This window comes from Wolbachia endosymbiont (group A) of Machimus atricapillus (genome assembly GCF_964027095.1).
Taxonomy (GTDB): Bacteria; Pseudomonadota; Alphaproteobacteria; order Rickettsiales; family Anaplasmataceae; genus Wolbachia.
In genome coordinates this window covers 25,873-49,741 of sequence record NZ_OZ034727.1, presented here as the reverse complement: position 1 = coordinate 49,741, position 23,869 = coordinate 25,873, and the positions used below count along the sequence as shown (strand labels likewise).

Genomic DNA, 23,869 nt, shown 5'->3' with positions numbered 1-23,869 from the left:
TGAAGATATTAATATATGATGATTTTTTTATTTTAAACTTGTTGAATTTCGTCTAAAGAGATGCCTATCGTTTGCAAAATAATGTTGATTGGAATTCCTCCTTTCACTAAATCCTTTGCAATTTTCATCTTTTCTGCTCTTTTCACTTTCTCTTCGCAAATTTGTATGCTTTCAAACAGAGATTTTATTAGCGCATAGCGTAATTCTTGACTCTCAATTTTTTTGTATTCTTTTATTAAATCAGGTAATTCATTTTCCACTTTATCATCTGCATCTTCTGTTAGCTCAAGTAGGTCCATAATATTAATCGACAATGCCTTTGCTATCTCATATAATTTATCAAGTGGAACAGCAACCCTTCCTTGCTCATAGTTACTTATTTCGTCACGTGTTGTAACCATTTTCTCAGCCAAATCCTTTTGAGTGTACTCTCTCACTAGCCTCCACTCTTTTATCTTTTTGCCTATTTGATAGTAGATAGAACCAACCTTTTCTTCAACACATTCATCAGCAGAGAGGCCAATTGCTTGTGAAACAATATCAACAGAAACTCCTGCTTTAACCAGACCTTTTGCAATTTTCACTTTCTCTGCTTTTTTACTACTTTTCTCACTAACTTGAACAAATTTGGTTAATAAACAAAACATCCTACGTAACTCTTGATCATTAATCTTTTTATATTTCCTTACTAAATCTAATATTTCCTCTCCCTCATCTTCAAAACAGATTTTTTCATTTGATACAGGAATTAGGTCTACAATACCAATCGACAATATCTCTGCTATAGCATACAACTTTTCAATCGAAATTTTACGTGTTCCTTTTTCATATTGTAGTACTACTTGATACGTTACACTGACTTTCTTCGCTAAATCTTTTTGAGTATATCCTCGCTTTAACCTCCAGTTCCTTACTTTTTGTGCTATCTGATACCTTATTGAGATGTTTGCCATAAATATTATACATGTTAATACTACCAAACAAAGATATACAAAAACTTCTATGTTTGCATTTTAGTTGAATATTTCTTCACAATTGTGTATAATTATTAATGCTTTTTAAGTCGATTCCCTATGGCTCTTTCAAAATTTTTAGATCCTAAGCTTGATTTAACATTTAAGAAAATATTCGGTACTGAAAAAAATAAGAATATCCTTATTCACTTTTTGAATGATATTTTGGGGTTTACTGAAATAAATACTATACAAGAAGTTGAATTCCTTAGCACCATTATGGACCCTGAAATTGCCTCTGATAAGCAGAGTATTGTTGATGTTCTGTGCAGAGATTCCACTGGGGCCAGATACGTGATTGAGATGCAACTCGCTCGTGATAAAGGCTTCGAAAAACGGGCTCAATTATATGCTGCTAAGGCTTACTCAAGGCAGGCTGATAAAGGTGGTAAGTACATTGATTTAAAGAAGGTTTTCTTTATTGCTATCTCTAATTGTAATTTATTTCCTGATAAGCTTGATTATATATCTAGCCATACCATAAGAGATGAAAAAACTAATGAGCATGACTTAAAAGATTTTCAATTTATCTTCATTGAGTTACCAAAGTTTCCCAAAAGTAGAGAAGAGCAGCTAGAAAATGTAGTAGATCGTTGGCTATTTTTCTTTAAATATGCAGAAGAAACAACTGATGAAGATTTAAGAAAAATAGCAGAAAAATCACCAATAATAAAGCTAGCATATGATGAATTAGATAAGTTACATTGGAATGAGAAGGACCTATTAGCTTATGAAGAAAGGGTAATGGATTTACAGAAAGAAGCTGCTATCTTGGAACAAAAACTTGATGATGCTACTCAAAAAGGTAGACTAGAAGGTATCCAAATTGGCCATGAAAAAGGTAAAGTGGAAGGCAGAAAAGAAAGGGATATTGAAGTAGCAAAAAACTCACTCAAGGCCGGTGTCTCTATAGATGTTATAGCTCAAATTACCGGTCTCTCTCATTCTGAAATTTTACAACTCAAGGAAAAAACATAATATTCCTACTTATTCACTTCAACATTTATGAAAACCTTCTCTAAGTTAGACATATCCCCTAATTAAGAATATAGTGAACTGTCTAAAATGGCTATAAAGATTGCACATAGAATTATATAAATTACTATCATAACGTTACCCAAAGTTCTATATCAAAGCTACGCGCTGTAAGTTCAATATGGAAAACACATTAACCACTTAGCATTTGATGTCTACTTCATCCATTTTAGTATTAGGACCATCAAACTTGGTCTGGTATCCCTAATTATTTTGGCTAATTTTGCTACCTTCACTTTAAATTTTCCACTACTTGGCATATTATAGCTCCACCTCTTATATTATAACCTACCTATTGAGATTATTTCCAAGCTTGGTTAATCCTACATCAGAAAGACAAGTTGATACTTTTGAATGGCTGTGAACTGAAGCATTACTTAAATAACTTTGAGGCTCTAAACTCATTTGCTTTGCATCATCAACTTCTAATCTACCATCTCTGTTGTGTAATATCTGCTCTATTGATTGATTTAGCAGACCCTTATTAAATTGAGCTATAAACTTTTCAAATTTCTTCGGACTTAATTTACCAGCTTCTTCACCAGGACATGCTTTCTCTACATACGATTTTAAAATCCCTGAAATTTCATTAAATTTACCACTCATGACTTTTCTAGTAATCTCTTTCTGCATTCCCATATAATCAGTATTTAATCGATGCATTGATAAACCACTTTTTAATCCAGCTTGCTCTACTACTTTCTCAAATCCCTTTGTAATATTGAGTGCATAGCCCTGTGCTTCTAGTGGAGATATAGATTGACCTACTGTAGAAATATACTTTTGACCTGTAACCTTTCTAACGAGCACGTCAATGAACATTATTGTACCATTTACATCGATTGGTGCACTAATTTGTGAGATTGAACTTTGAGTGAATGTTTTCTCAGGTAAAGCAGCTCTAGAACCTAATAACCCACCTATAGAGCTCTTTACCCAACCAAACAAATCATTTATCCATGAAGATGGTCTTGTACTACCACTTACTGCTATCTCAGGTTGATTACTTGAATCTATAGCAAGAAGTTTTCTTGACATATGATGACGAGCATAATCTCCATGGTGATGACGGCGTTTGCGTTGTCTTACACTATCATCAGCTGGGATAACATGATAAATCAACGCTGAAGATGGAATTGCAGACTTGCTCCTTAAATATTCCTTAATTTCTCTATAATTCTGATTGATAGCCAAATCATAGGGTGTTCTACCGTCAGCAGTTAAGGCATTAACATCAGCACCTCTTTCAACAAGACGCTTAACGACGTCTAATGAACCCAACTGCACAGCCCAATGAATAGGTGTCCAACCTTCATCATCTTTGACCTTAATATCAGCATTGTTATCTAAAAGAAGTTCAACTATATTAAAATTGTTCTTTTGAATGGCCCAGAACACAGGAGTCCAACCCTGCCTACCCTGAACATTAACGTTAGCACCTTGTCTGATACCGTCTCTAACTTTTTCAAGATCTCCTTTTTCTGTAGAAATTAATAATTCTTTATCTAGATCCAATTGTTTTTGTTTCAAAACTTCTACTATATCTTCGTAACCCTTTTGAATAGCTAGGTCTAAAGATGTCTTGCCGTACATGTCTGTAGCCTTTAAATTAGCACCCCTGTCAAGAAGTAGATTTACTACATTCAACCTGTTTGCGTCAACAGCAATATGCAAAGGTTTCCTATTGTATGCATCTTGAGCCTCAATATTAGCACCTTTATCAAGAAGAAATTGAACCATATTTGAATTACCTTCTTGAGCCGCAAAGTGCAAGGGTGTTCCTTGATATGTGATCTCATTATTAAACTTGGCACCCTGAGCTATAAGGAACTTGACCGCATCCCATTTACTTCCCTGAGCGGCATAGATTATAGGTGTCCAACCATTATTACTATCTTGAGTATCTAAGCTAGCACCTCGAACTACAAAATCCTTAACTTCATTAAGATTACCACCTTGTACTGCAGTTAACAACTGCCTATCTAGATCTAATTGTGTTTGTTGTAAGTATTCTACAACATTATTATGTCCTTTATCTCTAGCAAGATTTAGCGGTGTTTTACCATTCCTATCTTTAGTATTGATATTGGCTCCCTTACCCACGAGGTATTCTATTATATTAAGATGGCCATTCCAAGAAGCCCAGTGCAGAGGCATCCAGCCGTCTTTGTCAACCTCATTAACACTTACTCCTTTATTAAGAAGAAATTCTATAATATTTTTATTATCGTGCTCAGCAGCAATGTGTATAGGCTCTCTGCCATAAACGTTTTGAGGATTAATATTAGCCCCTTTGTCAACGAGAAACTTTGCAACTTCTAAACAGCCTTTCGACGCTGTATAATGTAGCGGTGCCCAACCATAGTTACTGGTATCATCAACGCTTACCCCCTTACCGAGAAGGAACTCTATAATATCTTTGTAATTTTTTTCAGCAGCAATGTGTATAGGTTTCCTACCAAAAATGCCCACATCTATAACATTAACATTAGCACCCTGACCAACAAATTTTTTGACTTCAGAGAGATCTCCATTTTCTGTAGCAGTCAATAATTTTTTGTCTAATTCTGTTTGTTTTAAAAATCCTACTATATCTGTATAATTCCCTTGAATAGCCAAGTCTAAAGGTGTTTTTCCATCGCTAGTTTTAGCTTCAATATTAGCCCCTCGACTTGAAAGTACTCTAACTATATCAAGCCTGTCTTTGAAAATTGCATGATGTAAAGGTGTCCAGTCATTTTTCGTTTTAGCTTCAATATTAACACCTTTATTAAGAAGAAACTCAATTATTTTAGGTGTAGTATTATTATGCTGAATAGCCACATGCAAAGGCGTTAAACCATCATTAGTTTTAGCTTCAAGGCTAGCCCCTTTATCTACAAGAAGCTCAATTATTTTCAATTGACCATAAGCATTTGCTATATGTAAAGGTGTTTCCCCAATGTTAGTTCTAGCCTCAATATCAGCATTTCGATTTAAAATTGCCCTAGATATATCAAGCTTATTATCATTGTCAGCAGCACAGTGCAAAGGCGCCCAACTACGTTTATCTCTAATATTAACATCTGCACCCATACTGAGAAGATTCTCAACTTCACTAAGATTATTTCGTCTCACAGCATCAAACAGTTGCTCTGTCGATAGAATTGCTTTTTCCTTATTAAATTCCACTATAACATCTTCTGAGTTACAAATAGAAGCTATACACTTTGAGTTAGAAACTATTGCATCATTAAAAGCAAACATCATTTCTCTTGCCGGTTGATAAGTATTCCAGTTCTCTACTTTTACAAGAGTGTTATTTTTATGTGATAGCAATAAGGTATCATTTATAACTCTCATATTGAAATCTAATATAGACTTATCTTTCAAATCAACTAAACCAATATCATTCTTGTTAACAGGTTGATTATGATAAATCTGTAACCCTTGCTCATCTGGCTTATAATATCTGAAAGAACTAAATTCATCAGCTCTTTCTCCAAATTCTTCTGGTTCCATAATTTTGTCGCTCAACTCTATGGATAAATCCCAGTTTTTATGAACAGAAGAATAGTAATCCGATATTGATAATGCTCCTCTATCTGATAACAATAGCAAATCATTATTTAGCTTCAAAAAAAGAACTTTTTCTGAGTCAAATGTGAAACAATTATGATGATTTAAAAGGTTAGTACCATTAACACTAAATCTTCCATCTACTTTTAAGCTATGAGAGCAATAATCTCGCTCTAATTCTCCATTCTGAAGTTTGTAATATTCTTCCCCATTAAATGTAACTGTAACATCTTTATAATTTGATAGCAGGGTTATATTTAGGCCATTTTTGTTAATCTTTATTTCTCCTTTATTATCTTCTATAAATGGCATATCATTTAACGTACTATTTAGTAGACTAAAATCTAATATACCATTTGCTTGAGCAATCATAATATTAGCGTTTCTGTTATCGAAAAGATAAAGATGGCTTATATTACTTGGAGCTTTCCAGTAAAAATTATGGTGATCCTCATCAGGGTAAAAAATATGATTACTAGAACTACCTACAACACCATGATAATTGGTGTTTAATAATTGCTTTGTAATATTAAAGTTTGAATTGTCCATTTTTTGCAGATTATCCAACTTATTATCTAATTTTGTTATGTGCACATTTGTTACTTTATCAGTATTAATGTCTACTTTTGTTGGAGTTACAAACAAACCATCTGCTGTTTTTACTGATGTTTGTTTATCTACACTTATAAAAGCTCCACTTTTATTGTAGATATTTGTTATATTATTAGCATGAGTCATACTACCTATATCACTAAAATTTATCGGCAATAATACTAAGCCTTTCCCATAAATAGAATCACCAAAATAACCCTTTATTGCAGTAAAGTTTTTTGCTGTTATTACATCATTGCCACCCTTACCATCAACGTAACCTGCATGAGAAACTTCTATATGATTAGCTTTATCACTGCCAATAATAGAATGTATATTCTCTGAATCTGTAAAATTACCTTGCGTTACAACTATGTTCTTTTGTCCTTCTATTCCTAAATTACATACAAAATTATCCTTTGCTATGTAGAAGAAATTTGTTCCTTGTTTATGAATATCACAATTACTTAACTGATTTGTAAAATAATACCTATTCTGTACACTAGACCCTTGATTATTGATTCCATAACTATTAAGTAATATATTTTTACCATTGAAAATCACATCAACGGTATAATTAGAAGTCACATTTATAAAAGCATTGTTATTAGACATATAAAATAACATCTTTACAGACCCAGAAGGATTATTTCTGTTATATGAAACTGCATTATAGCAATCGGTCATATGTTCTTGTAGAAACCACCTTTCTACTGTTCTACTTAATTTCATATTATTGTACTTCGATGCACTACTGCATGATGCGCCACTTGGTAGACTCGCCAAGGTTTCTTTGCTTACAATTTGTACTGCAATATTGTCGTCATGTGGTCCACAAACAACATTATAGTTTCCAACAGCACTAGGAATTATTCTAGAATTGTGAGCAATGCTACTAGTATAAAATGGGTGTGTAATATTTGTTCTTGATTCAAAATCAAATGTATCATCAACTATCCTTGTTTTAGCACGGCACTCATTCGATACACCATGCAAAGCTTGACCAAATGCTAGACCGTATCCTTCCCATTGTCTTTTATCTCGAGAACGAGCGCTAGTAGCATATTCTTCTTTTGTAACCAGTATAGAAGGCAGTGAAATAGCTATTGTATCATAGTTATTCTTAAATTGATCTAAGATCTTTGATATATACTGTTTATATATTTCTTCTGCTTCCATATCATGTTCTATATAATCTGGTACTTTTTTACCAAGAAAGAAATCCCAATAAAGATCATGTTTTTCCTGATCTGTAAGGTTCATTTGTTCTTCTAATTTTTCTACCTCAAGCCCTGCTTCTACAAACTGTGATATGACAATAACAGCAACTGAGACAGCAGCACCAACTGGACCAGCAAATTCTCCTACTACTCCAGTTTCTAAGCCTGCTACTGACATTGTTTCAGTAACAACCGCAGGGACATCTGCGGCGATAAAGATAGAATTAGTTGCGATGTTTAGGTCAGCAATCTTTATATCTGCAGGATCTGTCGCACTTTGCCTTGCTTTTATTGACTCCGCTAACCCTAAAAATGCCGCAAAATTACCTATAGCACGTCCCATAACTGGAGCAAATCCCTTTAGCATCTGAGAATCAAGCTTTGTTCCTAACTCTAACATTTTTCCAGAGATTTTTTCACCAATCTTTGGCATTACCCAAAGATTTAATGCATCATAACCTAGCCCTTCTACATCTCCATTTGCTATATGTTTACCAACTAAAAATACCGTAAAGGCAAGACCTGCACCTTCTGCTACTTTCCCTATTTTTTCTGCTACTCCAGACCTTCTCAGGATATTTTTCATTTCTTCTTTATTTTCTATGTTGTCCTTCATCTCCTTCACAATATCCCTAATCTCTGGATCTATTGAACTTAGATCTATATTTTTAACTTTTGCGATAAATGCTTCTTCAACATTTTGGTCTATAGTTTCACCTCTAGATATTCGCTCAGAAACCTTGAAAAGCTGATCATAAAACTCAATATTCTTTACTCTTTCTGCTACCTTGTCAGCATTAAACAACTCTTTGATACGTTGTTCTTTTTCCTCTTCTGTAATCTCTTCTTCATCAAACGAATCCTTGCAGGCCATATTTACACTTCTTTCTCTTCTTGGTTTTTTACTTGGTGGATACTCTGGTGATGAAGGTTCTCTTTTTTCTCCTTTAGAACACTGCCCTACAGTAGGTAACATATGAACTGAACTATGAACTACACCAACAGGAATAAATCCTTCCTTAGCTGTCCTACTTGTTAAAATAAGTTTATTTGGATTATTAGATCCTTTATCGAAAACAACACCGATAAATTTCACCTCATCACCATCTGTGAGTGTTTTATAGGTAACGCCCTCTTTATACTCTTCATTTATTTGATCATTTGCTTCCCTCAATAAAGCTTTAGCTCCTTTGCCCTGCCTTGATGTCTTAAGTTCTAATCCTATTGGAGTGTACTCCTCAGCATTTCCACCTTGAGCTACAAACTTAATACCATGAACTAGCATATCAATGCGTTCCCCTCTACCAGTTTGAAACTCAGTTAAAACTAATGCTCTAGTTTCTGGTGATTCTTGTAATTTTAGGTCGCTATAATAACTAAATACTCCATTCAATATTCCCTGGAAATGAGCTTCTTTATTAACGAGACTCTTAAAAGGGAATATTCCTTCTCCAATTTTTTCTAATAATCCACTATATCCTTTTATTGATAAGGATTGGATATCTAGTGCTTTATCAAATGTTTCTTTTAACTCATTAGGATAAGGAACTTCTTTGAAAGTACCTTGAAATCTCTCAGCTCCGTTGTTGTACTCTTGTAAAGAATTATATTTTTCAGTCCAAATAGTAAGATATCTTCTAAAATCTGACTTGTATCTAGTATCAAAATTAAGATTTAATTCGACTATTTCCCTATTCCCTATTTCTCTATTTAATCTATCAAGAGGGAGTACTTCATTTAGCATGTTCAGAACATCTTTTCTGTTAGCTTCAATAATATTTATCACATAAACCAATTTCTCTGTATTTTCTGGAATAAGCACCATTGTTACAACTGCATGGCTTGCATCAAGATTAGCCGATAGTCTTTCTCTGGCTCTTTCAGCTGCTGGACGTCTAAGCCTACGAAGATTAGGATGCACTTCAGTAGGTATATTGCCTCCATAGATAAAAATGTATTTTTTTAAACTTGTTCCTGAATCTTCACTTAATAATAACAATTGCCCTAGTAAAAACCTACTAAAATAATGATTATCTCCCTTTTCCGGTGTACCAGGAAACGTGTGATAGATACGTTCCATATTATTTTTTATTCGTTTTTTTAGCTCATTTGTGTAGATTTCTTGCGTATCCCAATCATCAGCAGACTTTAATATATCTTGAAAAAGAGGAATTACTCTCCCCTCACGGCTCGACCCTCCGATATTAGAAATAGGAGATGAACTATCAAGATTGACACCAACACATAAAATTTCGTCCGCAGTGGTTAAAACCCGCATAACATTTGGTTGGAAGCCTTGTGCATACCTCTCTGCTTGTTGCAAAGCCTTATCTGGAGTGGCATTAGGACCTGCCCCTGCTTTTAATTCAATAATAATGGGAATAGAGTTTAATGCACGATCAGGACCACGAGCTAGCAGGATAATATCTGCATAACCCCTTCCTGCAAATTGCTCTGGATAAACTCTAAGATTATACCTATAGTGGAAATTCATGAAAACGCCTACCATAAATCCATGATGTGCTGCTTCACGTGCTCTGCTAGCATAGATTAGTGAGTCTGCATATTCGGAGTGAATTGTGTAAATCTTATCAAGAATTCTCCTTAAAGATGCTTTAACTGTTCGCTGATTGGAAATAGCTAGCTTCGCTATATCGACTTCGGGATCCCTCCATAACCCTTTTCTCACTTTTTTAAATTGAACTTCAGAATTATGTTCTATGTCTACTCCTTTATCTTTCACATCAACAACTATTTCTCCCTGATGACCGGCATCTTTAATGATTTTTATTGATTTAACTTTAATTTTATCTAGGTTATTTTCAATAAGAGAGTAAAGCTTGCCTAATACCTCCTTCAATTCACCTTGATCAAACTCTTGAGTGTAAGAATGAGAACCACTTTCTGATATAACAAATAATTTTACTTTATCGATCACATCTTTTTGACTCTTCATTTCACCATTTTTTATAATAGCTACCTTCAAAGTCTTTGCACCGTCAAAGCTAAAATAAATCTCCTTGATGTCTAGCTTTTTTGCCATCTCTGTATCCAACAAAGTAGAAAAACTACCTAGGAAGAAGTGTGTAAAAAACCCTGCTTTTTCTACAGAGTGTAAATAAGATGGAATCTGATCCACAAATGACTGAAATCTCGGTTCAAAAGATTTAAAATCCTCATCTTGCCGGCTTATACCAACTTCTTTATCTGCTTCCTCTATCAATAACTGTATTAACTCAAAGTCTTGTGGTCTTACTTTACCCATGACTCTTTTTAAGCCTTTTGCAAGCTCTTTATCATTATCAATAATATTCCTTTCAAGACCAAAATTATAATGGTTTCGTTTACCTGGTGCACCAACATGAAATAATTGTATTTGAATATCCCCATTACCATATTGAGTCTCAACTTCACCAGAAACACTAATCGTTGCGCTAAGCATTCCACTCATTGCTCTTATTTCAGGTTCACCTCCCCAAGTATCAGGGTTCCTCATGTTTTCCAAGTAACGCTCAAAATCACCTTCAACAAAATCTCTGAACTCATTTCTATAAGAACTTATGTGATCAACTACTCGATTACGAAATAAGTTTCTTACTAAATTTGCAAATGTATCATCATAATTCGCAGCACCTAAATTCCGAACCAAACCTCTAATATGATCTAAATTTTGGGTTACAGTTCCATCATTTCCAAATAGTACTTCATACCTTTGTCGAAATAAAGCATCGTCGTTTCTGACGGGTATTAAGTAAGCCATAGTAACAGACCAAAACAAGCAACTACCGTCTCCTGGAACATCGATTCTCTTAATCTGACTTCCACTTTCGGAATCAACATCAGATCTCCGATAACGCTTAAGTTGAGAAAATTCTCTAGCTTGCTCTATATATTGCACTAACATAAACCCCCTTCATTATATTATACTAAACCCACTATACCAAGCTTATTGTATAACCATCAGAGATATCAATAATAAAAGCTATTTTTGCCTACATGCTGACTTGTGTATATAACATTTGTATTACAATGCAACATCTTTTTGACAGAAGCTAAAGTAGTAACAAGAAACCACCACCTACTTTATAGAATTGCCTTATAATACCTTAATTGCCTAACCCTAATTGCTCACATGCTTTGCTTAATTCAACTTCAGTTAAGCTAGTGAACTCTTCATCTGTAGACTTTCTATATGCTAGAAACTTATTCAATGAATCAGCATCTCTTTTTTCCAATATAGATCGTATGTAGCCTGCCTGTTTAGAACACATAAACTCTTTAATCTGATCAGAATTAGCTTTATTTAATAACGCCCATACTGGTTCCATACAGCCCTTTTCTACTAAAGGTGTTAATAAAACTGTACAGAAAAGAGGTGATTTATCCTCTAGTTCCTCTCTTATCACTAAAGCACGATGGCTATCAAATCCTTCCTTCATCCACATATGCATAAAAAGCTTTACACTTTCACTTACATAAGGCTCTGAATGTTTTTTGATTTCCATGTCTAACCAGATATTATAATCATCTTCTGGAACATCATTTGGCTTTAAACAATCAAATAATTCCTGAAATTTATCAAAGCGAAGTGCACCCTGTAGTGTATTCAAACTACCATAATAACCATTTTCAGCTAAGTCTCTTTTTAGAAGTTCTGGATATTTATCAGGACTTATTTGACTAAAACAAAACTCGAATATTTCAGGATAACTATTACAACGACTACCTGCTGCATACACTGCTGTCTTCATGAAGATCTCATCCTTTTTCTGTGAGCCCATTTCATCTTCAGGTAATGACTTTATTTTATTCCAGAAGAATTCTACTGCTTCCGCTTGTTTCAAATCTATAGCACATTTAAGTCCATATTCATATGGATGACGACCATCTAGATTTAGTTTAGAGATGTAACCGCTAACAAAATGTGACCAAAAACCTGTTAAAAGGTCGCTTGTTAAAGATTTAACTAAGTGACCATACTCCAACAGACTACTTTTACCTTGAGCTGATAATCTTTTTTTTCTTTCCTCAAATAAAGCAATAATATCTTCCTCTAAGCAGCACCTACAGGCAATTTCATAGCTAGAGTTACTAAAGGGACTTCCTGGCATTATCAGCTTTTTACCTATCACCTGCCTATCAAGTTTAACTTTATGTAAATTGTCTACTTTCTTCCAACAATCCTCATTAGATAGCACTTGTGAAAGAAAATTGTGCCTCTTTTTACCACCCCTTTTGTGCAAGTCCCAATTTGCATAACACCAGCGCTCAATTTGAAAAAGCTTAGATGCTCTATAAGGATCATCTTCTTTAATACAAGAAAATAAAACTTTTGGAATATCTGAACGTAACATAACCACCTCTTTTGGAAGATATAGTAAAACTACTTATTCAATTAATAATCTTTTAAGTATAGTATTCCTTCTTTAAAACTTGTCAACTACTAATCGAAAAATTTTCTTAGCTTGAAGTAATTTTTGACAAACGCCTCTTAACAGGGTCAACATAGGATCTATTGTTACTTTTAAGTTCTTTTTTTACTGTAAATTTACCTTAACTCTTCCGCAAGCAAATTAATATTAATTTAGCAAAACATATTATTAAGATCTCAAGTAAAATAACCATTTCCAGCACCCAAAATCAGCAACCGTGAGAAGAAGTTTTCTTGGAATCGATTGATCTACCAAACAATACGTTCGAACTTTTCTATATAATAATTCCACTATACCGCAAAACCAGCCACATTAGCCTACTTTTGCCACATTTAGGTACGAACTGATTTGCCTAACTTTGTTGCAGCAATTTTGCGTTTTTATTTTCGCAACGCCGCTTTTGTTTAAATTGTTCTCACAAAGGTACGTACTATTTTTATATTTTTTGAAGAAAGTAAATAATAAAATTTTTGGTGACGCTATAGAAAGCAGCATTTTCATAAACTTTTACGTAATTTTTTAACATAGTTGAAAGTTACTGAAATATCTGATATCATGTTTGCATGATAGCATTAAACAGCAGAGTAAAATGAGTTTTGATCGATACGTTAAAGATGATTCTTTAATAATAAAGGACGCTACTGCGGTAGACATAGGGAGATTGCTAAGCTTTTTACAAAGTAATACGCACATTATAAGGCTTTCTTTAAAGAATTGCAATGTTGGTAGTGAAGTTGTAGAAGAATTAACTGAGCCTACAACGCTTAATTTATTGTGCAATAAGATTGATGATGGAGTTACAAGAGGATTAGCTAAACTTGAGCTTTATACACCATCATCTCTAATGTCTGGATATGTTGATAACAGATATACTGTTAGTACCAAGGCTGTAAAAAAACTAGCTCAACTTAAAAATCTTACTTCACTTGATTTATCTAGTAACAAGATTGATTATGAAGGTGTAAAAGAATTAGCTCAACTTAAAAATCTTACTTCACTTAACTTATCGGGTAACAGGATTGATGATAAAGGTGTAAAAGAATTAACTAAACTTGCAAATCTTACTTCACTTTCTCTAGTGGATTGCGGTATTGGTTATAAAGATATAGGAGAATTAGCTCAACTTAAAAATCTTACTTCACTTAATTTATCAAGTGACAAGGTTAGTGATAAAGGTGTAAAAGAATTAGCTAAACTTGCAAATCTTACTTCACTTTCTCTAATATCTTGCCTTATTAGTGTTAGGGGTGTAAAAGAATTAGCTAAATTTACAAATCTTACTTCACTTAATTTATCGGGTAACAGGATTGATGATAAAGGTTTAAAAGAATTAACTAAACTTAAAAAGCTTACTTCACTTAATTTATCGGGTAACGAGATTGGTAGTGAAGGTGTAAAAGAATTAGCTAAATTTACAAATCTTACTTCACTTAATTTATCGGGTAACAGGATTGATGATAAAGGTTTAAAGGCTTTAACTAAGTCTTCATGCCTGAAGAACCTTAAAAAACTTCGCCTTGGTGAAATTGAAATTGGTATTGAAGGTATAGAAAGTCTAGCTGAAATTAAAAATTCCGGAGTTAAATTAATTCATTCTTTGAAAGAAATATCACATAGAATCTTTTGTGATTTCCTGTTGAAACCACGTCCTCACAATCAAGTTACATATAAAAAGGGCGTAAAAAAGATGATTTTTAATGTAGCCCAACATGATAATAGTGGCAAGATAGTTAAGCATATCCTCACACAACCTAACAAATACCATTTTTTGATCAACTCACAAGATGAACAAGGGCATACATTATCTCATTTCTATACCCACTCTCCTGAAATGCAAGAATTTTTATTTAAACATGGTTTAATTCCTGAAAAAGAACCAGAACTAGAAAGGGATGCTGAGTTACAGGGTATTTTACGAAATAGACAGTCTGTCCATGCAAGAGCAGCAAATAAGGAAACGTGTTTTTTCACTGCAAAGTTAGTAAAATCTATAAATGCTAATGAGAATGAATTAAAACAAGCTGCAACTTCTTATATGGAAAACGTGCCTAAACTACTTAAGCAATATCAAAACGACCAGATGAAAGTAAAGTTACTTGGCCTGACCAAAGATGGAAAAAGACTTGTAATGGAACAAGTATTACGTAAAAATGCAGCTGTACCAGATGATAAAGAATTTATTGAAATAACCTTTAAAAAAGTCGAGGAAGTGTTGAAGCAAAAATACTTAAGCAAAGATCAAGAAGGTGAATATATTGAAGAAATGTCTAGGGGAAAACTACAATATGATTACACGAGGGATAATGCAAAAGTTACCATACCTGAATCTATAGGTTATATTAAATTGCTAATTGATAGATTCACTATTCCATTGATGGCAAGAAAAGAATTGCTCGTTACTCTTGTGAACCAGAATCCAGAGCTGGTGCAACAAAAGTTATCTAGAATAAAATCAGAGCTTGGGAATGATAATGTTTCTCAAAAGCAAATAACTAATAGAGCAGAGTTTCATAAGTTATTAAATGATGTGGATGCTGATAAAGTAAACAAACTGTTTGAGGAAATTAGTGGCTTTAACATAGAAGAAACGTGGAAAGAGCAGAAAGAATTTGTTCTTCTACAAGAAATATATGAGGCGGCAACAACATATATTAGTAGAAACACTGGTGAAAACATTAATGCCTGTATTCAAGGTACATGGAGTCACATTATTAACAGTGTAAGTCAAATTGATTTAAACTTAAGGGAGCAGTGCGATCAATATTTAGAAAAGGAGAGAAAACTGGAAAAGCAACAAAACTCTATCACTGAGGAGAATATTACACCATTTGTAGAAAATTTAGCTGGCAAATTAATTCAATATGCTAAAGACAATCCAGAATTTGGAGAAAATTTGGTAGACGATTTTATGATGAGTGGAGTACATTACGAAGAACCTAAGAAAATTTCACTTGGACAGCAAAAGGTTTTAGCAAAAATCAATCAAGAATTTACTGCAAGTATCCAGGAATTCCTGCCCAATTATGATAGAAGTATACCAAAAGTGGACGAGTATGTAATTATCATCAATGAGTTATGTAAAGTTAAGGCAATGCAAGATTTTGTACAAGGTAAAAGTGTAGACAATGACCAGGTTACAGAGCAATCGAATAAAACAACAAGCATACAAATAGAAGAAGAAAGTAACGATCGATCACAACCATTAACACAAAGCTCTATTGCTTCTTCAGATGATATTAGAAATCAAATACAAGAGAAAAATGATGAACAACGAATAGGAGTACAATCTGTATGTAATGGTTTAAGTGGTAGTACACAAACAAAATTCAAATCAACAAGCAGTAAAGCCTATGCTATAGGAATAGGGTGTGGTATGATTATTGGAGTAGCTATAGCATACCTTGCAGGAGCTGCTGCTTTAACCTCTGTTGCTACTGTTATTGCAGTGTTGCTTGTAGCTGCAGTGATTGGCGCACTGGTGGGTTATGGTATTAGCAAGTTTTGTGAAAAAGTTAGTGAAGAGAAACGAGAGAATTCTGATATAAGTACATGTGCTGCTGTTAAGAGTGTGCTTTTTGGTGCATTTGCTACTGGGTATTCTAAAACGTTGCAGTTTTAGTTCAAAATTAGCCTATTTTCACAACGCCGCTTTTATTTGAATTGTTCTCACAAATATACGTACCTTTTCGTGTTTTTGGGGAAAGTAAATAAACAAATTTGTTATGACACTAATTGACATGGTATCTTTGTTAAAATATTTTGTGAAAAAGTGGTTGACTTATAGTTTGGATATCTTAACGATAGCGTTAGTATAGGTATATTTGTTATGTATGCTTGTATGTTACATGATAGCATTAATATAGAGGGTAAAATGAACTTTTCTCAATATGTCAAAGATGACGCTTTAGTATCATATAACGCCACAATAAATATAAGCGAATTGGTAGGCTTTTTACAAAGTAAAATACACATTACAAAACTTTTTTTACCGTTTTGCGATATTGATGAAAAAGGTGCAGAGGTCTTAGCTAATGGGAATCTTTCACATCTTACTTCACTTAATTTATGGGGTAATAGTATAGGTGAAAAAGGTGCAGAGTTCTTAGCTAAAGGTAAGCTTTCAAATCTTACTTCACTTAACTTACAGTCTAACAATATTGGTGAAAAAGGTGTAGAGGCCTTAGCTAAAGGTAAGCTTTCAAATCTTACTTCACTTAACTTACAGTCTAACAATATTGGTGAAAAAGGTGCAAAGGCCTTAGCTAAAGGTAAGCTTTCAAATCTTACTTCACTTGGTTTAAGGGGTAATAGTATAGGTGAAAAAGGTGCAGAGACCTTAGCTAAAGGTAATCTTGCAAATCTTACTTCACTTAACTTACAGTCTAACAATATTGGTAAAAAAGGTGCAAAGGCCTTAGCTAACGGTAATCTTACAAATCTTACTAAACTTAATTTATATAATAACAGTATTGGTGATGATGGTGCAGGAGCATTAGCTAAACTGAAAGAAAGACGTGAAGCTGAAACAACAAGATTAAGAGAAATGGAAGAAAGTCAAAATAGGGTGAGAGAATTAGAAGAGAGATATCAAATTGAAATAACAGCATATAGATTAAGAGAAATGGAAGAGATGCACCAAACCGAAATAACGAGATTGAGAAAAGAAAGACAAGATATGGCAAGAGAAATAGAAAAGTTAAAAGAAGAAAGGCAAAACACGGCAAGAGAAATAGAAGAAATAAGAGCTCAGCTTATGGAATTTAGAGCTGCAAGAGATTCACAGCAAGCAACTACTAGCCCTGCAAATCAAACTAATGATCAGCCAGATCTAAGTAGCAGGTTAAGTGAAGCGCAATCAGTGCCGGCATGTTCAGTTACTAAGCTCGTTGCATTCTGACGATAGTGATATTGAAGTAATCAGCAGACCGTAATGTCGTTAATCTGGCAGGCATAGCTAATTAACAAGCAGAAGCATAGCAGGATCAGAGGTGTGCACATCAATGTCAGTGAAGTTTGTGGAAGTCAAGAATACTAAAGTTAGAAAAATTATTCTTGCATTAGCTTTTATCCGTGCTATGTATATTATACATAATATCTTTATCGAGGGGGTGTATGACTGAAGGTATTTTTGAACCTGAGCAGGTTTCTAATGCAAAAATAAATCTCAAAATAAGTGAGACAGAAGAATCACCTAGTGGGTCAGTTACTGAAGAACTGTATGCAGAACATTTTGATCGGCAAACTCTTGAAAGTGGTACAGTATCGTCAAGTCAAGAACAAAGTGATGATTCTGATTACTGGGATGAGTCCGGTATTGCAGATAAAAATACTGTTGTTGAAAATTCTCTTATTTCAGCAAACTCAGTTTTAATGGGGTTAGGAAAGCTGTTAACTGAAAGCGAAAAAGTTTTGATTGATGAATTTTATAGAAAGATGGAAAATATAGTAAGAGCAAAGGTAGAAATGCCTCGCCAAGGTGAACACAGAAATTCTACAAAGGTTACCCTGGAGAATATGGAACATTTAATAGATGAATATTTGAAAAAGAAAATAAAGCTAAATTTACGCTGTGATGGCTATGAGTACACTGTAGCGAACTTTGTGTTCAAAAAAATAATTGATATTGCTAATGCTGATAGTGTTATGCGTATAACGCCTACTACTAGATCACGGTATAAAGATTATAAGGAAGAGGAAGAGGCAATAGATGAGTGGACAGAGGGTGAAGAACCTTTATTCAATATTGTCAATAAGATATTATCAGCAGGTGCAAAAATAGAGTCTGATTTTTATGATCATAGTATGGTAAGTGAAGTTATGTGGGGAAATGATGAACCTATTTTTGCAGAATGCGGAAAAATTGAGAAAGAACTAAAAAGTATAGCATATAAAGGTTTAGTAAACAAGAATGAACAAGCTCAAGATGATGATCTAACAGTAGAAACGGATAACAATCTTGTTTTTTTTAGGTGGCCACAAAACAGTATTGTTGAAGTTGCAAAGGTTATAAATAGTAAGGTGAATGAAAATTTCAATATAGAAAGTGGCATTTTACAGATTGGAGAAAGTATAATAAGAGTTGAAAATGTAGGAGGAAAAAGAAATTACACAGATGTCTTAGAAGGCAGCGTCGAGATGTCTTTTACTACTGAGGTAGGAAAGATTAGTATTTATCTAAGTTCTAGGGATGAAGGTAGTAATAGAATAAAAGTAGAGCTCGATGAAAAGAGCCAGGGAAAGTTTGATAAATTAAAAGATCAATTAAGTTTAGGAGAAAGCTGCTTTTTAGGAGGGAAAAGTGTTCTACAAGCTGTAAAAGATGGAGGTTTTGAAAGAAACGGTGGTATACCTATAGAGTTAGCTGAAACTATTAAACAATCAGATTGTGTAGTGAAAGAATCAGGCGTTCCGTCTACTCTTGTGAGTCCGATTGGTAGTTTAGACTCGCCGAAAAAGAAGGAAGCTTCAAGTCAAACAGTAGGCCATTTATAGGGTGGAGATCCCTATGGTGATATTAAATTAATAGCTTAGGAGTTTTTCTAAAGAAATTATCTTGTTTGAAAAATTACTTGATATTTATGGTCTTTCAATCATACCACTAGCTTTAAGATTCTGTAGATCCAGTTGTTCTATGTCTTCCACTTTTTCTAGCTTTGTGCCAGGCTTTAGAGCATTATACACAACGCAAAACCCATACAAACCAACCCAACAATCCCTCCAACTACCGCTATAACGTGTACTTTGGAATATTCAATCAGTAGATAAGATGCAACACAACTTACCAATAACACCGCACCAACAACACCAGCCAGGATTGCTTGCCTTTGTTGCGTTAACGGTTTGTTTTTTTCGTCTACAGAATTGCTAAATCTACTATCAAAACATGGTTCGGAAGTTGGCTCTACAGTAGTTTCTATTTGCGCTTTTTCGCTGCTTTCACTTATAGGTTGAAGATCTTCACTATTTATATTACATAATTTTGTGTCAGTTTCTGTAGCTTTATCAATTACGTGAGTAGTATCTTTATTTGTTACACCATATTTACATACTTCACGCACTTCCTTACTATTTTCATCTTTAGCTGTAGTAGTTTTGGTTGTAGGTGTGGTTTGCTGTTCTATGGTCGTTTTTATGCTAGGAATATCTTCTAAAATTTTTTGCCTTCTTCTCTTTTCTGTGCTGCTAGAAACACTTGGCTCTTGTTCTTTTGCGGCAGCGCTATTTTTGAATTTTTTAGCAATACTTTTCCATATTTTTTTCGGTGTTCTCATAATGTTTTTCTCCTATTGTTTTTATAAATTAAGATCATAAAACTTCTCCAGATACTGTCTTTCATGTCAATAGTAATTTTAAAAAACTTTTTAAACCGAATTTAAATTCCATTGATTAGTGTAGCTGTGCTTTAAGTTTGTGCGGACGCACAGCTACACTAATTTAGGGAAGCTGACCTATTTGTTACATTTCTCAGTAAAAACTCTACTATCTCTGGTCAAAGAGTTAGAAAAGGTAAGCAACTTTCTCATGTCAATGAGTCACTTAACTAAACCACCATTGAATGGTTGATTGTTTTTAAGAATACCAAAAAATACATGCATTAGTTTTCTCATCAGCGCAACAATTATAACCATTGGGCATTTTCCTCTACTTTCTAAACGTTGGCAAAACTTTTGAAAGTGAGAATTATGATTCTTGGCTACTATAGCTGGCATATAAAGAGCTTTGCGAATACGCTCAGATCCTATTTTACATATTCGACTTTTTTTACTTAGGGAGTGTTAAATAAACTGTGTCAAACCGAAAAAAAAGTAATAAATTGATATAAAAAAATGGAGGTTTGACAATGAGTCAGAAAGTAGTAAACAGAACTACCGGTTTGGTAGATTATAAAGAATTAGAAACAAATATCCTGTCGTCTATACGAGAAGGAAGACCGTTGACAGGAAGAGATGGAGCATTAACACCGTTTATAAAAAAGTTGCTGGAGGTAAGCCTGGAAGGTGAAATAGAAAACCACTTGTCGGCTGAAAGCGAAGAGAATAATCGAAGAAATGGGAGGAATGCAAAGACTTTACGTACAAGCGCAGGGTCATTTGAACTTTTGACGCCAAGAGATAGGGAAGGAAGTTTCGAACCACAAATAGTCAAAAAAAGGCAAACAAACTTACATCCAGAGCTTGAAACGAAGATTTTGAGCACATTTGCCAGTGGTATGGGCTATAGAGATATAGTGTCACATGTTGAGGAAATTTATGATCACAAAATATCGGTGGCAGAGATATCAAGTATTACTGACAAATTGCTACCAGTAATCAACGAATGGCGTAGTCGCCCGCTGCAGTCTGTATATCCGATAGTTTTCATGGTTTTTTAAAGTCAAAGAGGACGGGCATTGCGTAAGTAAATGCATGTATAACATATTAGGCATAGATCAAAATGGCAAAAAAGAAGTATTAGGTTTTTATTTGGCTGAAAGTGAAGGAGCTAACTTCTGGTTGGGAGTGCTAAATGACCTCAAAGAAAGAGGAGTAGAAGATATCCTTATTGCCTGCGTTGATGGGCTGAAAAGCTTTCCTGCAGCTATAAACAGTGTCTTTCCTAATGCGGAAGTGCAGATGTGTATAGTGCATCAGATACGCAACTCACTGAAGTATGTGGCCAGTAAAGATGCGAAGAGTTTTTTGAGCGATTTAAAGAAGGTATATCAAGCTTCAAGCAAGGAAATTGCCGAGAATTATCTGTTGGAATTGGATGAAAAATGGGGCACAAAGTACCCTATGGTTATAAAATCTTGGCAGAATAATTGGGAAAACTTGTCTGGTTATTTTAAGTATTCTGGTCCAGTTAGGAGGATAATCTACACCACCAATCCCATAGAGGGGCTACATAGGCAAATTAGGAAATTCACTAAGACCAAAGGCTCATTTACCAGCATAAATGCCTTGCATAAGCAGGTATATTGTGCTATAAAGAAGGCAGAGGAAAAGTGGACGATGCCTGTACATGATTGGGCATTAACTATCTCTCAACTTGATGTTTTCTTTCCTGGCAGATTGAAAATTGAGTTGAACTAAAAATGCGGTTTGACACAGTTTATTTAACACTCCCGTCTAAGGTGTCTGGGCACTGGGATGACATCATAGGGGCGCTGGGATGACACCCTGACAATCGTCATCCCGCTACTTGTTAGCGGAATGAAAATGTTGTACCAAGACCACGGTAGCTATAAAATTATCAAGGGAAGTACCACACACTTCCCTTCTTTTTCAAAATAAGTTTACCTACAGGTCTGATTGTATTAAGATTACTTAATACAATCAGGTCTATTATATGCGTTTATCCAAATATTACCTACCAACTCTAAAGGAAAAGCCTACCCATGCTAAAATTATCTCCCATCAATATTCTTTACGTGCAGGTTTAATAAAGCAGATAGCATCTGGCATCTATACGTGGTTGCCGCTTGGTCTGCGCGTGCTTAAGAATATTGAAGATATTATCAGAGATGAAATGGATAAATCTGGTGCAATTGAAGCATTAATGCCTTGTGTGCAACCAGCAAATCTTTGGCGAGAATCGGGACGTTACGATGATTACGGTAAGGAAATGCTACGTATAAGGGATAGGCATGAGGAAGATATGCTTTTCGGTCCAACGCATGAGGAGGTAGCAACTGATCTAATTAGAGATGTGGTAAAAAGTTACAAAGATTTGCCACTTTGTTTGTATCATATCCAGTGGAAATTCCGTGATGAGGTAAGACCACGTTATGGTGTTATGAGGGGTAGGGAATTTCTGATGAAGGATGCATACAGTTTTGATGTAGATTACGAAGGTGCACTGAATTCATATAATTTGATGTACAAAACTTACATAAAAATCTTCAAACGCATGGGACTTACTCCAATTGGAGTGAGAGCGGACACTGGGCCAATTGGAGGAAATTTGAGCCACGAGTTTCATATATTGGCAAACACTGGTGAGAGCACTTTATATTATGACAATAAATTTTCTGAACTACTGGAAAGTGAAGATGTTGAAAGTTTGAAGAATATATATGCAGTTGCAGATGATATGCACGACCCTAAAACTTGCCTTGTGCCGCAAGAGCAGTTAAATGTTAGTAAAGGTATTGAAATAGGGCATATTTTTTATTTTGGCGACAAATACTCAAAGCCTATGAAGGCAAGTGTTACTTCTCAAGATGGAAAAAATGTCAACATGCATATGGGTTCGTATGGCATTGGGGTTTCAAGGCTTGTCGGTGCAATAATAGAAGCTTTTCATGATGATAAGGGAATTATCTGGCCAGAAGCGGTAGCTCCTTTCAGAATTGGTTTAATCAATTTACAAACGAAAGTAACGGAGGCTGCAGATAAAATATACAAAGCTTTGAAAAGTGATGAAGTGCTTTACGATGATACGGAAAGAAGTATAGGAGTAAAATTTTCTAGAATGGATCTGATAGGCTTGCCGTGGCAAATAATTGTTGGAAAAAAGGCAATAGATGAAAATATAGTTGAAGTAAAAAATAGAGCAACTGGAGAGGTAAAAGAAATGCAGATTGAGGAAGCAATAAATCGCTTTAGCACAAAATGATACGCGGTATCGGCACTGACATAGTATATATACCAAGAGTATTGAGAATATTACAAAAATACGGGGAAAAATTTCTCAATAGAATCTACACTGAAAAAGAAATAGAGCTAAGTAGAAAGTATAATAGTCAAGAAATGCGAGCAAGGTATTTTGCCAAACGCTTTGCAGCAAAAGAAGCTTTTGTTAAAGCACGAGGTACTGGATTTAGCCAGGGCATTATAATGAAAGATATAGAAATATACAGCGATGTAAGAGGAAAACCATATATTGCTGTCAGAAAGGATTTCATCTCAAAGGACTACAAGATTCATCTTTCTCTGAGTGACGATGGAGATTACGCTACTGCATTTGTTATAATTTGCGTCTAGCAGATATTGTTTCAATTTATGCAGTTGACTTTATGCTATCTATATAGCTAAACTGA

11 protein-coding genes and 1 pseudogene are annotated in these 23,869 nt (G+C 34.4%); 7 read left to right on the top strand and 5 right to left on the bottom strand.

The features are described 5' to 3' along the window. Nucleotides 1-32: 32 nt before the first annotated feature. Entirely contained in the window at nucleotides 33-953 is a 921-nt protein-coding gene (locus AAGD68_RS00175; protein WP_341814226.1) for a helix-turn-helix domain-containing protein, read from the bottom strand. A gap of 120 nt (nucleotides 954-1,073) precedes the next feature. Between AAGD68_RS00175 and AAGD68_RS00170 the strand changes: the two genes are divergently transcribed. Then, nucleotides 1,074-1,991, top strand: a complete 918-nt coding sequence (locus AAGD68_RS00170; RefSeq protein ID WP_341814225.1) for an Rpn family recombination-promoting nuclease/putative transposase — start codon at nucleotides 1,074-1,076, stop codon at nucleotides 1,989-1,991. A 345-nt stretch (nucleotides 1,992-2,336) separates the two neighbouring features. On the opposite strand, the gene AAGD68_RS00165 is transcribed toward AAGD68_RS00170, so the two are convergent. Next, nucleotides 2,337-11,321 carry an ankyrin repeat domain-containing protein gene (locus tag AAGD68_RS00165; RefSeq protein WP_341814224.1) on the bottom strand — a complete coding sequence of 2,995 codons (8,985 nt, stop codon included), beginning with the start codon at nucleotides 11,319-11,321 and terminating at the stop codon, nucleotides 2,337-2,339. A gap of 202 nt (nucleotides 11,322-11,523) precedes the next feature. Then, on the bottom strand, nucleotides 11,524-12,771 hold the full coding sequence (locus AAGD68_RS00160) for a hypothetical protein (protein ID WP_341814223.1): 1,248 nt from the start codon (nucleotides 12,769-12,771) through the stop codon (nucleotides 11,524-11,526). Nucleotides 12,772-13,438: 667 nt separating this feature from the next. Here AAGD68_RS00160 and AAGD68_RS00155 point away from each other — a divergent pair. From AAGD68_RS00155 to AAGD68_RS00145, 3 genes are all read left to right on the top strand, one after another. Continuing rightward, nucleotides 13,439-16,468, top strand: a complete 3,030-nt coding sequence (locus tag AAGD68_RS00155; RefSeq protein ID WP_265045187.1) for a leucine-rich repeat domain-containing protein — start codon at nucleotides 13,439-13,441, stop codon at nucleotides 16,466-16,468. 252 nt (nucleotides 16,469-16,720) lie between these two features. Then, a complete protein-coding gene (locus AAGD68_RS00150) occupies nucleotides 16,721-17,746 on the top strand; it encodes a hypothetical protein (RefSeq protein ID WP_341814222.1) in 1,026 nt (341 codons plus the stop codon). A gap of 215 nt (nucleotides 17,747-17,961) precedes the next feature. Further along, nucleotides 17,962-19,341, top strand: coding sequence for a hypothetical protein (locus AAGD68_RS00145; RefSeq protein WP_265016564.1), 1,380 nt, complete (start codon nucleotides 17,962-17,964; stop codon nucleotides 19,339-19,341). A gap of 173 nt (nucleotides 19,342-19,514) precedes the next feature. Here AAGD68_RS00145 and AAGD68_RS00140 read toward each other — a convergent pair whose 3' ends face one another. Together AAGD68_RS00140 and AAGD68_RS00135 are read right to left on the bottom strand one after the other, a co-directional pair. Continuing rightward, nucleotides 19,515-20,120: a hypothetical protein gene (locus tag AAGD68_RS00140; RefSeq protein WP_264688155.1), complete on the bottom strand. Its 606-nt coding sequence runs from the start codon at nucleotides 20,118-20,120 to the stop codon at nucleotides 19,515-19,517. 261 nt (nucleotides 20,121-20,381) lie between these two features. Then, entirely contained in the window at nucleotides 20,382-20,576 is a 195-nt protein-coding gene (locus tag AAGD68_RS00135; protein WP_353281564.1) for a hypothetical protein, read from the bottom strand. A 113-nt stretch (nucleotides 20,577-20,689) separates the two neighbouring features. On the opposite strand from AAGD68_RS00135, the pseudogene AAGD68_RS00130 reads away from it, so the two are divergent. The 3 genes and pseudogenes from AAGD68_RS00130 (at nucleotide 20,690) to AAGD68_RS00120 (ending at nucleotide 23,813) form a co-directional block, all read left to right on the top strand. After that, nucleotides 20,690-21,920, top strand: a pseudogene (locus AAGD68_RS00130) (IS256-like element ISWpi15 family transposase). Between the two features lie 256 nt (nucleotides 21,921-22,176). Continuing rightward, nucleotides 22,177-23,445 (top strand): proline--tRNA ligase, encoded by a 1,269-nt coding sequence (gene proS, locus AAGD68_RS00125; RefSeq protein WP_264688213.1) that lies wholly within the window; start codon nucleotides 22,177-22,179, stop codon nucleotides 23,443-23,445. Continuing rightward, nucleotides 23,442-23,813, top strand: coding sequence for a holo-[acyl-carrier-protein] synthase (locus AAGD68_RS00120; protein ID WP_253309486.1), 372 nt, complete (start codon nucleotides 23,442-23,444; stop codon nucleotides 23,811-23,813). The genes proS and AAGD68_RS00120 overlap by 4 nt, the downstream gene beginning before the upstream one ends. The last annotated feature ends 56 nt before the right edge of the window (nucleotides 23,814-23,869 follow it).

What these genes read in the sequence shown, in the direction of transcription:
- AAGD68_RS00175 (WP_341814226.1), bottom strand. Translation starts at nt 953, where the DNA reads ATGGCAAACATCTCAATAAGGTATCAGATAGCACAAAAAGTAAGGAAC.
- AAGD68_RS00170 (WP_341814225.1), top strand. Translation starts at nt 1,074, where the DNA reads ATGGCTCTTTCAAAATTTTTAGATCCTAAGCTTGATTTAACATTTAAG.
- AAGD68_RS00165 (WP_341814224.1), bottom strand. Translation starts at nt 11,321, where the DNA reads ATGTTAGTGCAATATATAGAGCAAGCTAGAGAATTTTCTCAACTTAAG.
- AAGD68_RS00160 (WP_341814223.1), bottom strand. Translation starts at nt 12,771, where the DNA reads ATGTTACGTTCAGATATTCCAAAAGTTTTATTTTCTTGTATTAAAGAA.
- AAGD68_RS00155 (WP_265045187.1), top strand. Translation starts at nt 13,439, where the DNA reads ATGAGTTTTGATCGATACGTTAAAGATGATTCTTTAATAATAAAGGAC.
- AAGD68_RS00150 (WP_341814222.1), top strand. Translation starts at nt 16,721, where the DNA reads ATGAACTTTTCTCAATATGTCAAAGATGACGCTTTAGTATCATATAAC.
- AAGD68_RS00145 (WP_265016564.1), top strand. Translation starts at nt 17,962, where the DNA reads ATGACTGAAGGTATTTTTGAACCTGAGCAGGTTTCTAATGCAAAAATA.
- AAGD68_RS00140 (WP_264688155.1), bottom strand. Translation starts at nt 20,120, where the DNA reads ATGAGAACACCGAAAAAAATATGGAAAAGTATTGCTAAAAAATTCAAA.
- proS (WP_264688213.1), top strand. Translation starts at nt 22,177, where the DNA reads ATGCGTTTATCCAAATATTACCTACCAACTCTAAAGGAAAAGCCTACC.
- AAGD68_RS00120 (WP_253309486.1), top strand. Translation starts at nt 23,442, where the DNA reads ATGATACGCGGTATCGGCACTGACATAGTATATATACCAAGAGTATTG.